Source organism: Brenneria roseae subsp. americana (genome assembly GCF_003115815.1).
In the GTDB taxonomy this organism is placed as follows: domain Bacteria; phylum Pseudomonadota; class Gammaproteobacteria; order Enterobacterales; family Enterobacteriaceae; genus Brenneria; species Brenneria roseae.
The window spans coordinates 197,452-213,378 of sequence record NZ_QDKJ01000003.1 but is presented as its reverse complement, the minus strand read 5'-3'; the positions used below and the strand labels follow the sequence as shown (position 1 = coordinate 213,378).

The window sequence follows — 15,927 nt, the reverse complement described above, 5'->3', positions numbered from 1 at the left end:
TTGTGACGGACAAATACATTTTTTAAAACTGTATTTCAATTTAATGAGTGCAGTATACCGTTTCAAAAATAAAGCGCAAATCGCCACGTCAAAGAATGAGGCATGACACGTAGAATACGATGAAATCTCTACAGGAAAGTAGAAGAAAGGGAACCATGTTTGTTAAGTTAATTGGTTGATAATCATAAATTTGTGGCGCTGTAATACAGCGCCGGTAGAAGAAGCGCTATGCATCCGGAAAAGTCAACGTGTTGCCGGGTGATTCGCGATTTAAATGCAGGAAGTTCAGGTGGCGTTCGTACTGATCCAGAATATCATTGATGACCTGTTCTTTGCTGTAGTCCATCAAATCATTTCCCTGGCTTCCTTCCAGCAAGAAGGTTTCAAGGCGATAGTAATGTGATTTTCCCGAACGGGCCCGATAGGTAAACGCCGGGATGCTATAGCGTTGAGGCCAGATTTGATACAGAAAGTTCTGCTCATCTCCCAAATTGACCAGAAGCTCAAAATGATTCAGACGTTCGTCTTCCACTGGAAGAAGTTCGTTAACCTGCACGCTGGCGCCTCGTAACGTTAATTCACGAGCAACATCCTGCATGGCTGGCGCACAGACGTTATCCAGCATTTTCTGGGTATAGGTTGTACCGGGAAAATTCATCACGCGTGAAATTCTCTGTTTCCAGTTCAGGCGATCATCGCCCGATATGGGCATTGGTGCGGAGGACTGTAGAGAGCTCGCTTTGCGATAATCTTCAACCCGTAGCGATTTATACAAACCAGCCATGATGAAGAACATAACGAAGCTAAAGGGTAATCCCATAATCACGGTCGTGTTCTGTAAAGCGGATACGCCATTGGTCATCAGCATGCCCAGTGTCAGCAGGCCGATGGCTACTGACCAGAAAATACGCAGCCAGTTCGGGGCATCGTTATTAATATCACCCAGACGAGATGTAAAGTTGCCCAGAACCAGGGAACCTGAATCTGCTGACGTGACATAAAACAATAAGCCCGTGATGGTTGCGACAGAGGCGCTCAGGCTAAAGCCGGGATACTGCGCCAGCAGGCTGTAAAAACCGCGTTCAGGATATTGCATCACCTCATTGGCAAAATCGAGATTGCCGTGGATGACCTGATACAGCGCACTGTTACCAAAAATGGATAGCCACAGTAAGGTAAAAACAAAGGGGATGATCAGTGTGCCGACGACGAACTGCCGAATGGTTCGACCACGTGAAATTCGTGCCAGGAACAGTCCGACAAAAGGGGCCCAGGCAACCCACCACGCCCAGAAGAATAGCGTCCAGCTATTCATCCACTCTGTTGGGCGATCAAACGCAAAGCTATTCAGCGTCATACCGGTGAAGCGGTTGATGTAGTCACCCACATTCAATACCAGCGCATTTAGCAAGAACTCGGTATCCCCCCAGAACAGCAGGAAGAGTATTAACCCCAGCGCAAGCAGCACATTTAATTCCGATAAAAAGCGGATGCCGCGATTAACCCCGGAGGTAACCGATATCGTTGCCATAATGACTGAAAGCAGGATCAACGAAGCCTGAACAGTCAGATTTTCCGGGATCTGGAATAGTACCTTCAAACCATAATTGAGCTGTACTACGCCAATGCCGAGTGTGGTGGCGATACCGAAGATCGTTCCGAGCACGGCGGCAATATCCACGCTGTGACCAATCGGGCCATTAATTCGCTTGCCGAAAATGGGGTAGAGCGCAGACCGGATCGTCAGCGGCAAACTATAGCGATAGCTGAAGTAACCCAACGCGATCCCCATCAGAGCATACATTGACCAGCCTGTCAGGCCGTAGTGAAACAACGTCCATACCATTGCCTGACGTGCCGCCTCCAGCGTTTGTCCCTCGCCTTCAGGCGGCATCATGTACTGGGTAATGGGTTCGGCGACGGAAAAGAACATCAGATCAATACCGATCCCCGCAGCAAACAGCATCGCGGCCCAACTTAACAGGCTGAACTCGGGCTTGGATTGTTCCGGCCCGAGTTTGATAGAGCCAAAACGGGATGAGGCAATAAAAATGACAAAGACGATATAGAGCGTTGCTGCCAGTAGATAGTACCAACCGAAGGTGGTGGAAACCCAGTTCAGCGTTCGGGTAATCCATATATTGGCGATGTCGTTGAACAAAATGGTCAGCAATGAAAAGGTGAGAATCAGAGCTGCTGAAGTATAAAACACGACAGGATTAAGACGGTCCTGTGCAGGCTTGGTCGTGATATCTGGTGCTGGCATGGTTATCCCCTGCGTTGCGCTTTCGAACACTCTGGTCAATTTCGTATGCGAAGCGCGCTTAGCGCATATCAAGAAAGCCTGCGCAGGACATCCGCTGAGTACGCTTGCAGTGAAAATGACGACAGAATAAAAACATAAATGTCTACTTTAGATTGGATTTATCCTCTGCAATTCAAAGACTTTAAGCCATAAAGCATACAAATATTTAACGTTTTGACAATAAAATATATTCATTTTTGATTGAACGTTCAATTAAAAATAAGTTTAATAGTTGACGTTGGATCATCAGAAAATCGCCGGGAGCGATTTTTAACGTCACAAAGTGACGGTCCGCAGGGTAACAGGCAAGGATGGCTCGCCCGTCATCAAAAACCGTCTCTGACTGTGATTTATGACACAAAAATCCAAGATTTAGAGAGGAGTCATGTCATGCCCAAAATTGGAATGCAACCAATCAGACGGCAGCAACTTATTGAGGCAACGCTGGCGACGATCAATGAGGTGGGAATGCATGATGCGTCGATAGCGCAGATTGCTCGTCGGGCAGGGGTGTCGAACGGCATCATCAGTCATTACTTCCGTGATAAGAATGGGTTGCTTGAAGCGACCATGCGCTATCTGATTCGCCATCTGGGGCTGGCGGTCAAGCTGAGAATGCAGGCGCTGGAGCAGAGCACGCCTCGCGCACGTTTACGGGCCATTGCCGCCGGTAATTTTGATGACAGCCAAACCAACAGTGCGGCGATGAAAACCTGGCTGGCTTTCTGGGCATGCAGTATGCATTCCCCCATGCTTTATCGTTTGCAACAGGTCAACAGCCGGCGGCTCTATTCTAATTTGTGCGCCGAATTTGGTCGTTGTATGGCGCGAGATAAGGCGCGCATGGCGGCCAAGGGGACGGCTGGATTGATTGATGGGCTTTGGTTACGCAGCGCACTCGGCGGAGAGACATTCAATCGTGAGGAAGCATTGCACATTACCTATCAATATATTGAACAGCAACTGGCGGACGTTTGAACCTGAACGCTAGCAGTAATCAGGCAGGAGTATGTATGTCATCACGTTATGGTTTACAGAGGCTTTATATCAATGGTGCTTATGCCGACAGCACCGGTAACGATACTTTTGATGCGGTTAACCCGGCAAATGGCGAAATCATCGCCCGGATTCAGGCGGCAACGCATGCTGATGTGGATAACGCAGTCGCTGCGGCCATCGCAGGACAAAAAATCTGGGCGGCAATGACGGCGATGGAACGTTCACGCATTTTAAGGCGCGCCGTTGATATTTTACGCGAGCGTAATGATGAACTGGCGCTGATTGAAACCCATGATACGGGCAAACCGCTGTCAGAAACTCGTCACGTTGATATTGTGACCGGAGCGGATGTGCTGGAGTACTACGCCGGTCTGATCCCGATGCTGGAAGGTCAGCAAATTCCACTGCGTGAAAATGCATTTATTTATACCCGGCGCGAGCCGTTAGGCGTGATTGCGGGTATTGGCGCATGGAACTACCCCATCCAGATCGCACTGTGGAAATCGGCGCCCGCGCTTGCGGCAGGCAATGCCATGATATTCAAACCCAGCGAGGTCACATCGCTGACGGCGTTAAAACTGGCGGAAATATACACGCAGGCCGGATTGCCGGATGGGGTTTTCAATGTGTTGACGGGGCCGGGGAAATCCGTCGGTCAGGCGCTGACAACGCATCCGGGCATTGCCAAAGTATCCTTTACTGGCGGTGTCGCCAGCGGGAAAAAAGTCATGGCTGATGCGGCAGGCTCCACATTAAAAGACGTGACGATGGAGCTGGGAGGGAAATCGCCCCTGATTATTTTTGATGACGCCGATCTGGATAAAGCGGCCGATATCGCCATGATGGCGAATTTTTTCAGCTCGGGTCAGGTGTGTACCAATGGTACCCGGGTATTTATTCCCGCCACCTTAAAAGCCGGATTTGAACAAAAAATCCTTGAACGCATACAGCGCATTCGCGTTGGTGATCCGACCGATGCGGCGGTAAATTTTGGGCCGCTGGTCAGCTTCGCACATATGGAGTCTGTGCTGCGCTATATCGACGCCGGTAAGCGTGAAGGAGCGAAACTGCTGGCGGGAGGACGGCGCCTGACTGATTCGCCTTATGCTCAGGGGGCCTATGTCGCACCGACGGTCTTTACCGATTGTCATGACGACATGCTGATTGTTCGGGAGGAAATCTTCGGTCCGGTGATGAGTATTCTGAGCTATGACAGTGAAGCAGAGGTGATTCATCGGGCCAATGCATCCGAATATGGTTTGGCGGCGGGGGTGGTTACCCGCGATCTGAATCGCGCTCATCGAGTCATCCATCAGCTGCAAGCCGGCATCTGCTGGATTAATACGTGGGGTGAGTCACCGGCTGAAATGCCTGTGGGCGGCTACAAGCATTCTGGTGTCGGACGTGAAAACGGCATCACTACGTTGGAACACTATACGCAAATCAAATCAGTACAGGTTGAGCTGGGTGAATTCAGCTCGGTATTTTAAACGCCGCAGGGGAGAGCCTATGGAATATGACTACATCATTATCGGGGCGGGATCTGCAGGTAACGTACTGGCAACCCGGTTAACCGAAGATCGCGATGTCACCGTGTTGTTACTTGAAGCGGGTGGAGCTGATTATCGGTTGGATTTTCGCACACAGATGCCGGCTGCACTGGCCTATCCGTTACAAGGGCGTCGCTATAACTGGGCTTATGAAACCGATCCGGAACCTCATATGAACAATCGTCGTATGGAGTGCGGTCGCGGGAAAGGATTGGGCGGGTCGTCGCTGATTAACGGTATGTGTTATATCCGGGGAAATGCAATGGATTTCGATAACTGGGCGACAATGCCCGGTTTGGGGGACTGGAGCTATCTGGATTGCCTGCCTTATTTCCGTAAAGCGGAAACCCGGGATATTGGTCCCAACGATTACCATGGTGGAGACGGGCCGGTTTGTGTCACCACGCCAAAAGCGGGTAACAACGAACTGTTTCACGCGATGGTGGAAGCAGGTGTGCAGGCGGGTTACCCTAAAACTGACGATCTCAATGGTTACCAGCAGGAAGGGTTTGGCCCGATGGACCGTACTGTAACGCCTGAAGGGCGTCGCGCCAGTACCGCCAGAGGCTATCTCGATCAGGCGCGTGAGCGTCAGAATTTGACCATCGTGACACACGCGCTAACCGATATCATTATCTTTGACGGCAAACGTGCTGTTGGGGTGAATTACTTTAAAGGTAAGGATAGCGATCTTCAAACTGCGAGAGCACGCCGTGAAATTCTGTTGTGCGCCGGGGCTATTGCGTCGCCACAGATTCTGCAACGATCGGGGGTTGGGCCGGCGGACTGGCTGGAACATCTCAATATTCCTGTGGTGCATGATTTACCCGGCGTTGGCGAAAATTTGCAGGATCATCTGGAGATGTATCTGCAATATTCCTGTAAAGAGCCGGTATCGCTTTATCCTGCGCTCCAGTGGTTTAATCAACCGCGGATAGGCGCTGAGTGGTTGTTCAGGGGAACGGGGATTGGCGCCAGCAACCAGTTCGAAGCCGGTGGTTTTATCCGCAGTAGCGAAGAATTCTCCTGGCCGAACATTCAGTATCATTTTCTGCCGGTCGCCATTAATTACAACGGCAGTAATGCAGTGAGAGAACATGGTTTTCAGGCGCATGTTGGCTCGATGCGTTCTCCGAGTCGTGGCCGCGTTCGAGTGAAATCAAGGGACGCAAATGAGCACCCGAGCATTTTATTCAATTACATGTCGACCGAACAGGACTGGCGTGAGTTCCGGGATGCGATTCGAATTACGCGAGAAATTATGTCGCAACCCGCACTGGATAAGTACCGTGGACGTGAAATCAGCCCAGGCGCTGATGTTCGGACGGATGAAGAGCTTGATGCGTTTATTCGTGCTCATGCCGAAACCGCATTCCATCCATCCTGTTCGTGCAAAATGGGTGAAGATGAGATGGCGGTGGTGGATGGACAGGGACGCGTCCATGGAATGGAAGCATTGCGGGTTATCGATGCGTCTATTATGCCGCAAATCATCACCGGCAATTTGAATGCAACTACGATCATGATGGCGGAAAAAATCGCCGACCGTATTCGCGGCCGTCAGCCTTTACCCCGTAGTCAGGCCTCTTATTATGTTGCGGGAGAGGCGCCAGCAAAGCGTGTTTAATGTTGCAGTGTCATGCAAGTTGCGAATGCGCTCCTATACTTTTCATTGATATACACAACCTGACAAAAAACGTCCTCCAGGATATTACTATGAGGGAACGTACAATACTGACGACATCATTTCCTTGAGGTAGAAAAATGAATAACTGGATGCAACAGATTCAAGGTCTATTAAATTCCGGTAGCAGGCAGGGCAGCCAACATCAAGGTGGCAGTAATGGTAATCTGGGCGATATGCTGAAACCAGCAGCGTTAGGTGGTCTGGCAGGGGTATTGCTGTCGAATAAATCAGCCAGAAAACTAATGGGTTCGCTGGGAAAAAACGCGCTAATTATCGGTGGCAGCGCCGCAGCAGGTGTTGTTTTGTGGGATCAGTATAAGAAGCGCGTTCGCGACACCCATCAGGATGATCCGCAATTTGGTGTGCAGTCATCGCCTGATAACGCGCGTGCGCGTCGTTTGGTTCAGGCGTTAGTCTTTGCAGCCAAGAGCGATGGTCATATTGATGATTCAGAGAAACAGCGCATTGATGAAAATATCCAGCAACTACAATTGGGTAGTGAGACTCAGCGCTGGGTGCAGGACGCTATTGCACAGCCGTTGGATCCCGAATTGTTAGCCAAAGACATCAAGAATGAGGAAGAGGCGCTTGAGGTGTATTTTCTGAGCTGTGCCGTGATCGATATTGATCATTTCATGGAGAAAAGCTATCTGGATGCGCTGGCAACGTCGCTGAAGATCCCTCAGGATGTTCGTCAGTCCATCGCAAACGAAATTAACAACCAGAAATAAACGAATATCACCACAAATTGGCAAGCATGAGACAACGGGCGAAGCAATTGATGTTTCGCCCGTTGTGATGATTAGAAGGCGCTTGTATCTTTGAATAACCCGACTTTAAGTTCATTCGCGGTATAGATTAATTGATCGTCTACCAAAACTTCTCCGTCAGCAATACCCATCACTAAACGGCGATTGATAACGCGTTTGAAGTGGATTCGATAGGTTACTTTTTTCGCGGTCGGCAATACTTGCCCGGTGAACTTCACTTCACCTACCCCCAGCGCGCGGCCTTTACCTTCGCCGCCCAGCCAGCCTAAATAGAAGCCGACCAACTGCCACATGGCATCCAGACCCAGGCAACCCGGCATGACGGGGTCACCGATAAAATGGCAGCCAAAGAACCACAGATCAGGGGTGATATCCAGCTCAGCTTCCACATACCCTTTACCATGATGGCCGCCGTCTTCAGTCATTTTTACGACTCGATCCATCATCAGCATGTTGGGAGCCGGTAACTGTGGTCCCTGTGGGCCAAACAGTTCACCGCGGCTGGAGGCAAGAAGGTCTTCTTTTGTATAGGATTCGCGTTTATCTACCATGTTCTCTGTAAGCCTTATTTTAGTGAAGCACGCAGGTTAGCGTACAGCTGTACGCCGGGCAAGTCTGTTACGTCTGGTTAAACCAGTTCGATTAACGGAAAAACCAAGGGAAACGACGCCGTTCCTGCGGGGTTAATTGGCTGATTCGCTCCCGAATGGCTGCCAGTAAATTTGGCTGCTGTTCATCGTCGTAAGCGATATTCGTCAGTAAGGATATGGCCTCGGGTGCCGTTTCGACCGGAAAAAGGTGGAACTGTCCGTCGCGAACGGCGGCAACCACATCTTCCTGCAAGCATAAATGGCGCAGGTTAGTCGCCGGCAATATCACTCCTTGCTGGCCTGTCAATCCACGGCGTTGGCAAACTTCAAAGAAACCTTCGATTTTCTCGTTTATCCCACCGATGGGCTGAACATGACCAAACTGATCGACCGAACCGGTTACGGCAATCTGTTGATTGATCGGGTGCATAGAGAGCGCGCTGACAAAGGCGCTAAGTTCCGCCAATGAGGCGCTGTCGCCATCGACCTCACCGTAAGATTGCTCGAAAACCATGGATGCCGAGAAAGGAAGCGGCTGATCAAGTTCAAGCTCAGAGATTAGGAATGCCTGCATAACCATCATGCCTTTGGCATGTAGATTACCGCCGAGCTCAGCTTTGCGCTCAACATCGGTAAATTCGCCGTCGCCAGGATGAACGACACAGCTAATACGCGTTGGTTCACCAAACGTAATCGGATAACCGGGATATTCTAGCACCGAAAGGCCATTGACCTGCCCGATAACATATCCTTCGGTTTCGATCCGTATCTGGCCCAGTTCGATATCATCCTGCATACGTTCATAGAGATAGCCTTCACGCCAGCGGCGGGTGGCTACCGCGTCGATCAGCGTCTGAGCGCTGATTTGCCGATCCTGGGCGTAGAGTGCGACATATTTTAGCTGATGAGTCAGCCATAGCGGGCATAATGGCAGGCAGCCCTGGTCGCCGCTGTGGCGTACGGACAGGTTGACGAATTCAGGCCATGCATCGGCAGCCAGCAGCGGCAACTGATTTTCCAGACATAGTGCGTTGATGTAGGCACACCAACGTTCCATATCATCGGTATCAATAAGCTGTAACTGTGCTTCAAACTCGCCATAGACTGATAAGCTGCCTAATTCCGGTTCCATGTCGTGAATATCCCCTAAGCTTTCCCGATCGCCCAGGATAATCAAACGAACATTCAACGGCATCGGAGGGATATCGACAGGCAGAGGTTTGCGCTCATCCGGTGATTGCCAGCGGTATAATCCTTCCGTGATTGTTTGCTTCAGACGTAACCACATCAACGGTTGGGCCAGTAATGTTCTGGCGGACAGTATGAGCGTGCCGCCATTAACCTGATGAATCAATCCAGGGTGGAGCGTGATCTCATCCTGAAAATACCGAACGCAACCGAATAACTGCTCTGGCTCAATCCATTCCTGATAACAGCAAGCGTGCCGTGCGGCGAAGTTGTCATCGGCATGTGTCGCAGGTTCAATACCAATGTGACGGCCTTCTACCACATATCGACTGCCGTACAATGTGTTGATTTCTGGCCTGACGGCATTCACTGCGTTGGCTATCAGAGCCATATACTCGCTATTCTCCTGCGCTTTCAACAGCATGAAACGTGAAGGTGCGCGAGGATGGCAAAAGAGCATCAAACTATCGGCCAGGCGGGGTTGAATAGCAGAGAATTCAGCAGGTTCAAGCTGTGCTGCCTGCGTGAATAATGTTTGATAAGGCGTATGGTTAGGCAGTAAATGCTGCCATGCAAGTCGGTTACTGGTCAAAGTATCAAATGTAGTCGTCTGAAGGAAAAGCGTGATTATACAAGAATAATGCGGGCTGCACAGAAGGAGAGTCGTCCTATAAAAAATGAGTTTCTTGAATATGCTTGAGTTGTACAAAAAACAGGCTTAAAAATGTGCTGAAGAAGGCCAAATTTGTCAAAAAACTGTTATGCTAAGTAAAACGTTACACGGTCACTGAAGAATTTAATATGAAATATCAACAATTAGAAAATCTTGAGTGCGGGTGGAAATGGAAGTATCTGGTGAAAAAACATCGTGAAGGCGAGAATATCACCCGTTTCCTTGAACAAAGCGCCGCTGAGGAAGCCGTGAGCCTGCTGCTGAAAATGGAAAACCAGCCGGTGAAGGTGTTGGCGTGGATTGAACAATGTATGAATCCTGCATTGGAAAACCGCATGAAGCAGACGATCCGTGCGAGGCGCAAACGCCATTTCAATGCCGAGCATCAGCACACGCGTAAGAAATCGATCGATCTGGAATATCTTGTCTGGCAGCGGTTAGCGGGACTGGCGCATCGGCGTGGGAATACGCTATCGGAAACGATAGTTCAACTGATAGAAGACGCAGAGCATAAAGAAAAATATGCCAGTCAGATGTCTTCGTTAAAGCAAGGGCTTGAGGCGATGCTGAATAAAGATAACCTGTAATTCGCATCAGTTTTCAACGCCGCTTGCGACAGTTCGCAGGGAACCGGCAGGCAGGATAGCCAGCCATAAAAAAACCTCGCCGAAGCGAGGTTTTTTTCGTCAATAACTTAAGCCTGAGGCTGAGTTACAACATCTTTGATGCCTCTGACTTCGATCTCTACGCGACGATCCGGTGCCAGGCAGTCGATCAGCGCAGCACGTGGTGTCACGTTGTCACAGGTAGAACCGGTAACCGGGTTGGATTTACCTTCACCGCGAGCAGAGATTTTGTCTGCCGGGATACCTTTGGCGATCAGATAATCAACAACGCTCTGTGCACGTTTTTCAGACAGCGCCTGGTTGTATTGTTCGGAGCCGATACGGTCGGTGAAGCCCAGAACGACAACAGAACCATCTTTCGGATCCAGAGAGCTCAGCTGAGAATACAGTTGATCCAGGGATTGCTGGCCTTCTGCTTTCAGCGTTGATTTGTTGAAGTTGAACAGAACATCAGACTTCAGCGTGAAACGTTTGGTTTCAACAACCGGAGCTGGAGCTGGTGCCGGAGCCGGAGCTGGTGCTACGTAGTCATCCTGACCGAAACGGTAGGAAAGACCGACGCTCATCAGCAGGTTGTCAGGACGAGCGCCGACAGTACCTGCATCACCGATGTTGTTAATCCATTGGTAATCTACGCGAGCCGCCCAGTTTTTATCAAAGGCGTATTCAACACCGATAGCTGCCAAAGGAGAAACGCCGGTGTCATCGTTGTTACGATCGACACCGCCTTGCGCCGCATGGCTGTCAGCACGCCATACGATACCACCCAGACGGGTATAAACGTCCAGATCGTTGTATATCGGATAGCTCAATTTAGCAGCCAGTTGAACGCCCTGAGCTTTGAAGCTCGCGCTATCAGTGTTTGAAGTTGAGGAACCGGCATATTTCAGACGACCCAGCCAATCATAGCCCAGTTCAAAACCCAGGTAAGGATTAGCTTGGTAACCCAAGAAGGCGCCTGCGCCTAATTTGCTTTTGATCGGGTTGTTGTTGATGCCATCATAGCCGTTTCCGTAGAAACCGGTATCATGAAATTGAGATACACCCAGTTTACCACCAACATACCAGGTGTCATCTTTCGGTGCGGCTTGAGCTACGGTAGCGAAGCCAGCCAGTGCCACTGCAATTGCGATAGCTGTTTTTTTCATTTTGTACGCCTCATTTATCATCCAAATCGGTTATTAACTCGGTAAGCTAACAAACCTTTGGTTAAAATCCTTTAATCGGAGACTTTGCCCTTATTTATGACTCACTGCCAGTCAACTGGCGTTATAAAAGAGCAACTCCAGCGAGCTAAAGTCTACAACGTGATGAGAAAGTTACAAGTATGATGTGATTCGTATCATGAAAAAACGGGCAATTCATTCATACTTGCTAACAAATAGTAGATGATTTTGACAGATAATATGGACTTTTATTGCCCCAAATCCCGTGTGAGAGCCCTTGAAATACGGCTCTGCGGGGAAATTCTGTATTTTTCTCTGAAAATGACTGAGAAAATTCTTAATTTACTTAATGATACAATGTTGAGTGAATTTTTAGGCTCGGAAAGAGTCTATAGGACCCACAATGGGGGATCTCTGGACGCATGATGAAGCCGTAAGTGTTTCCTGCTTGTGCCGCCTGACGCAATCTGACCCTTTCTTCTTCTGTCAGATCGTTTGCTAACCAGCATAGTACCGCGCTGTAATTTCCCGTCAGCAATGCTTTTTCCATCGCATCTACCGTCAGCATCGGACTAATATGATGCAAGTGAACTATTTTATCTAGCGGTAATCCCGATTGTTGTAACCAGGGACGGCTAAGTTTTTGCTGGGGAGATAGCCACAACAGCCAGCGAGACTGCGTGCCTAACTGTCGTAAAAGAGGCAGTAACAAATGCGTGACGATTGGTTGGTCGGCGTTATAAACGATTTCACTGATAATTCCCCCACAGGATGCCGAGGAATCGGTAGGACGTGAGTTATTGGAAAACGTTGATTGCTGTGCGTTGTAAACGCTGAGTGGCTGAGTACGCATAATGAGTTCTACCCATAGTGTTACTGTATACACATACAGTATCTTTTGCGTGGGTGAAAATCAACCTGATTTTTTCAAAGCGCTTCGCATATTCCACATGCAACATTCAACAAGCTCATTTTGTGTTTGAAGCCATATGTACCCTGTGATTAATTACTTGTTCCTGTTATTGATATTCCACTTTAACAGGGACAGGTTATTCAATACTAAGGATTACAGTAATGAAACATTTATGCGAAAAAAGGATTTTGCAATCTAAGCGTTATTTTGCATCTTTGGGAGACATAACTTCCCGTTCTCAGTTTGGTGGCTACAGCATAGCAGCAAATAAAATAATCTTTGGGGTAGTGTCGGGAGGTGAACTTTACCTGCGGGCCAGTAAAAAAGATGAAGCCTATTTTCACGATCGTAATATGCCGCCTCTCATCTATACCAAGCGTGGAATGCCGATTCCGCTGAATTACTATCTGGTGGACGAGCCTCTCTGGGAAAACCAGTTGCAACTGTTGCAGTTTGCCAGAATATCGCTGTCAGGCGCCCAGTATGATAAAGCGGCGAAAAGCAGAAGCGGACGTTTAAAGGATTTACCTAATTTGAACCACGATCTTGAACGCCTGCTATGGAAGGTAGGCATCAGGAATATTGATGAACTACAGCAGTGCGGCGCCAAAACCAGCTATCTAAGACTGCGTGCGGTCAGTGCCAATCTCAGTGTGAATACGCTATTGGCACTGGCAGGGGCAATCTGTGGCACCCATCAGGCCGCACTCCCGATCGGGATACGCAATGAACTATTGGAATGGTATGAGCGCAATGCCAAATCCTCTTTCAAAGAGAACAAGCACTGAACAAATAGCATTTGCATGCTGACTATTTTACAACTTAATCATGTCGTTTTTTAACTGAGTAAGTTCAGGTAATAGTTCAATAAGCAACCCGACCTGCTGAAGAACCAATAATTCTTTGCTGTCAGGTTCTGCGGACAGGGATTGAATGCGGCTCACAATGGCATTCAACCCCTGATTTATACGCAGGCTTTCTGTCTCATAATGATGTAATGCGTCATCAACGTAGCAAACGGCATCATCCAGTAATTGCAGCATGTCCGGGGATGTGATTTTCCCCCGATGAGCGCCCAACGTAGAGATATAGCTCAGCAATGTGTGGTTCAGACACATAAAGCGAAAGGCGCTGCCCATTTTGTTTCTGATCGCGTGAGGCTCTGACGACATGTTGGACACAACCGAGGCTAATTCTGCATCACAGTTATGGGCATCACGACGCGCGATACGGTAGGTCAGGCTATTATCTTTTCCCTGATGGTACTGCACCATAATGGCATTGAGATAGCGGCAATTGGCATCCAGCGTTTTATTGATAACCGCAGGCAGTCCGCGAAAACGCCAGTCCGGCCAGATAAAGCTGACCGCCGCCCAGGCAATGGCGCAGCCCAGAAGCGTGTCGATGACGCGAGGCGCTGCAACCTCAAATCCTTCACCCAGCAGATTAAAACACAGCAGCACCAGTAGGGTAATAAACATGGTGGCGTGGGCATATTGTACGTTTCGGAAGGCAAAAAACAGTACGCCGCTAACGACAATCAACGTCAGTTGTCCTTCAAGCGAGGGCACAAAGTACAAAATGGGCAAGCCCAGTAAAATACCGGTCAATGTACCGATGATCCTCAATGCCAGCCTGCGCCGCGTCGCATTATAGTTAGGTTGACAAACAAACAGGCTGGTCAGCAGAATCCAGTAACCATGCTGCATGCCAGTTATCTGGATAAATGCATAGCCGCTACAGAGTAAGACCGACATACGGATAGCATGACGAAACAACGCTGACTGTGGTGTCAGATGTCGGCTGATTCTCAGGCGAATGTCGCTCCACCCGGTAATTTTGTCGTCTGCCAATGTATTCTCAGGGTTATTTTCCTGTTCGATCGTCTGTTCCGATTCAATCGTTGAGAGCTGTGCGTCAATCGCCCGTAAATTGTTCAGCAGGTACTGCAATGCTTTTATTTGCGAGGCATCGGTCTGTTGACTTTCCGCGGCTCGCTTAATCGCGGATTCAAGATGTACGAAAGCTCGTTCGATACGGTTATCGTGTTGATACTTTTGCTGTAACAAAATGGACTGCGCCAACTGCTGGCAGGCGCGGGCCTGCATTGAAAGCAAGCGTTGGAAACGAAACAGGACATCGCTGTAGCGAAATTTTTTACGCAGTTGAGGATAGTGCACATGGGATGAACTCGCGCGCTCATGGATATCCTGAGCAACGAAGTAATAATGTAACGTCCGTCGGGTTCCTCTCTGACCCCGGTCTCCACGCAGTCGCGTTAATAATGAAGACTTGGTCTGGTTCAGCGTGGCAACCAGCTGGCTGTTAACCATTGCAACGTCGATGAGTAATCGATCCGCGTCGTCTTCAATATCCGGGTCGAACAAGTTTGCTTTCGCATCCAGATAGCGCGCCAGCTGCTGATAGCACTGCGCCAGATTGTCCTGCAACGGCCGGATAGGGAAAATCAGATGCCCAAGCAGGGTAAGCAGGTTATACCAGGAAGCGCCGAGCAGAAGCATGATTGGTTGCTGATACCAGGTGCTGTAGAGTGAAATCCCCAGCATGGTATAGATCGCAATCAGTAATGCGCCAAAAGCGATGGTGGCATAACGTTGCCCCAACGCCCCAAGCAGAATAAAGCCACATGTTGATATCGCCAGTCCCAGAGTAAATAACCAGGGGTAGGGGAAGAGCAATTCTATGGAAACGGAAGCAATAAAAAAGCAGGATAGGGTAATAAACAGATTACGCAGCCGCCCTGTCAGGCGATCGTCAAGATCCGTTAACGCCGCCGCCACAACGCCCAGCGTTAATGGGATAGTGGATGTGGGTTGCTCAAGCCACCAGGGAACGATAGTTGTACCGGTAAGGGCAATGAAAATGCGAATGTTATACAGCCAGTTGCTGTTATAGACATAACGGCGGATGCCAGGCGTAAATGTGAGCAACGATCTATCCTCTGGCCCGATTAGCGATAGTGACGGCGTGCGTTTTCTTCACGTGCCGCCTGCGCCAACTCGACAGGTACAACGCGGCGTCCAACGGGCCATAGCGCGATGGCGGCGATTTTAAAATTGGCGATACCCACGGGAATGCCAATGATGGTGATACATTGTGCAATTCCCGTAACGATATGGGACAGACATAGCCACCAGCCAAAGAAAATAAACCAGAATATGTTTAGTAAGGAACCGCCGGCATTCAAAAGATGACTTTTTTCATCGGGGCGCAGTTCATCAACGTGAATGGCCTCATTGCCATAGGGGAACAACGATAATTTGGTAATTTCCCAACATGAGCGGGTCAGCGGGAGCGTAAAGATCAGCAGAATACTCACCACGGTAGCCAACAGCCAGGATAATGTGGTGAAAAAACCTCCCAGTACGAAATTCAGAATGTTCAATACTGTGCGCATAGTCTCTCCTGTATTTCCAGGGTAACCAAACCCCATGATGAT

13 protein-coding genes are annotated in these 15,927 nt (G+C 49.2%); 6 read left to right on the top strand and 7 right to left on the bottom strand.

The annotated features are described in order from the left end of the window. Positions 1–226 precede the first annotated feature (226 nt). Positions 227–2,266 (bottom strand): choline transporter, encoded by a 2,040-nt coding sequence (locus B4923_RS04930; RefSeq protein ID WP_109053252.1) that lies wholly within the window; start codon positions 2,264–2,266, stop codon positions 227–229. Between the two features lie 429 nt (positions 2,267–2,695). Between B4923_RS04930 and betI the strand changes: the two genes are divergently transcribed. The 4 genes from betI to B4923_RS04910 all read left to right on the top strand — a co-directional run bounded on the left by betI (position 2,696) and on the right by B4923_RS04910 (position 7,272). Further along, positions 2,696–3,283: a transcriptional regulator BetI gene (gene betI, locus B4923_RS04925; protein WP_109053251.1), complete on the top strand. Its 588-nt coding sequence runs from the start codon at positions 2,696–2,698 to the stop codon at positions 3,281–3,283. Between the two features lie 35 nt (positions 3,284–3,318). Then, positions 3,319–4,794 (top strand): betaine-aldehyde dehydrogenase, encoded by a 1,476-nt coding sequence (gene betB, locus B4923_RS04920; RefSeq protein ID WP_109053250.1) that lies wholly within the window; start codon positions 3,319–3,321, stop codon positions 4,792–4,794. A 19-nt stretch (positions 4,795–4,813) separates the two neighbouring features. After that, positions 4,814–6,481 carry a choline dehydrogenase gene (gene betA, locus B4923_RS04915; protein WP_109053249.1) on the top strand — a complete coding sequence of 556 codons (1,668 nt, stop codon included), beginning with the start codon at positions 4,814–4,816 and terminating at the stop codon, positions 6,479–6,481. A 137-nt stretch (positions 6,482–6,618) separates the two neighbouring features. Continuing rightward, positions 6,619–7,272 carry a tellurite resistance TerB family protein gene (locus tag B4923_RS04910; RefSeq protein ID WP_109053248.1) on the top strand — a complete coding sequence of 218 codons (654 nt, stop codon included), beginning with the start codon at positions 6,619–6,621 and terminating at the stop codon, positions 7,270–7,272. Between the two features lie 71 nt (positions 7,273–7,343). Here B4923_RS04910 and fabA read toward each other — a convergent pair whose 3' ends face one another. Both fabA and B4923_RS04900 read right to left on the bottom strand, forming a co-directional pair. Next, positions 7,344–7,862, bottom strand: a complete 519-nt coding sequence (gene fabA / locus B4923_RS04905; protein WP_109053247.1) for a bifunctional 3-hydroxydecanoyl-ACP dehydratase/trans-2-decenoyl-ACP isomerase — start codon at positions 7,860–7,862, stop codon at positions 7,344–7,346. Between the two features lie 91 nt (positions 7,863–7,953). Then, positions 7,954–9,681, bottom strand: coding sequence for an AAA family ATPase (locus B4923_RS04900; RefSeq protein WP_109053246.1), 1,728 nt, complete (start codon positions 9,679–9,681; stop codon positions 7,954–7,956). 209 nt (positions 9,682–9,890) lie between these two features. On the opposite strand from B4923_RS04900, the gene matP reads away from it, so the two are divergent. Next, positions 9,891–10,349, top strand: a complete 459-nt coding sequence (matP, locus tag B4923_RS04895; RefSeq protein ID WP_109053245.1) for a macrodomain Ter protein MatP — start codon at positions 9,891–9,893, stop codon at positions 10,347–10,349. Positions 10,350–10,456: 107 nt separating this feature from the next. Here matP and ompA read toward each other — a convergent pair whose 3' ends face one another. After that, positions 10,457–11,536 (bottom strand): porin OmpA, encoded by a 1,080-nt coding sequence (gene ompA / locus B4923_RS04890; protein WP_109053244.1) that lies wholly within the window; start codon positions 11,534–11,536, stop codon positions 10,457–10,459. A 364-nt stretch (positions 11,537–11,900) separates the two neighbouring features. Next, positions 11,901–12,407 (bottom strand): SOS-induced cell division inhibitor SulA, encoded by a 507-nt coding sequence (sulA, locus tag B4923_RS04885; protein WP_109053243.1) that lies wholly within the window; start codon positions 12,405–12,407, stop codon positions 11,901–11,903. Between the two features lie 221 nt (positions 12,408–12,628). On the opposite strand from sulA, the gene B4923_RS04880 reads away from it, so the two are divergent. Continuing rightward, the gene (locus tag B4923_RS04880) at positions 12,629–13,255 is read left to right on the top strand and encodes a TfoX/Sxy family DNA transformation protein (protein ID WP_109053242.1); all 627 of its coding nucleotides are present in this window, start codon (positions 12,629–12,631) and stop codon (positions 13,253–13,255) included. Between the two features lie 27 nt (positions 13,256–13,282). Here B4923_RS04880 and yccS read toward each other — a convergent pair whose 3' ends face one another. After that, entirely contained in the window at positions 13,283–15,418 is a 2,136-nt protein-coding gene (gene yccS / locus B4923_RS04875) for a YccS family putative transporter (protein WP_109053241.1), read from the bottom strand. 20 nt (positions 15,419–15,438) lie between these two features. Continuing rightward, entirely contained in the window at positions 15,439–15,885 is a 447-nt protein-coding gene (locus B4923_RS04870; protein WP_109053240.1) for a YccF domain-containing protein, read from the bottom strand. Between the last annotated feature and the right edge of the window lie 42 nt (positions 15,886–15,927).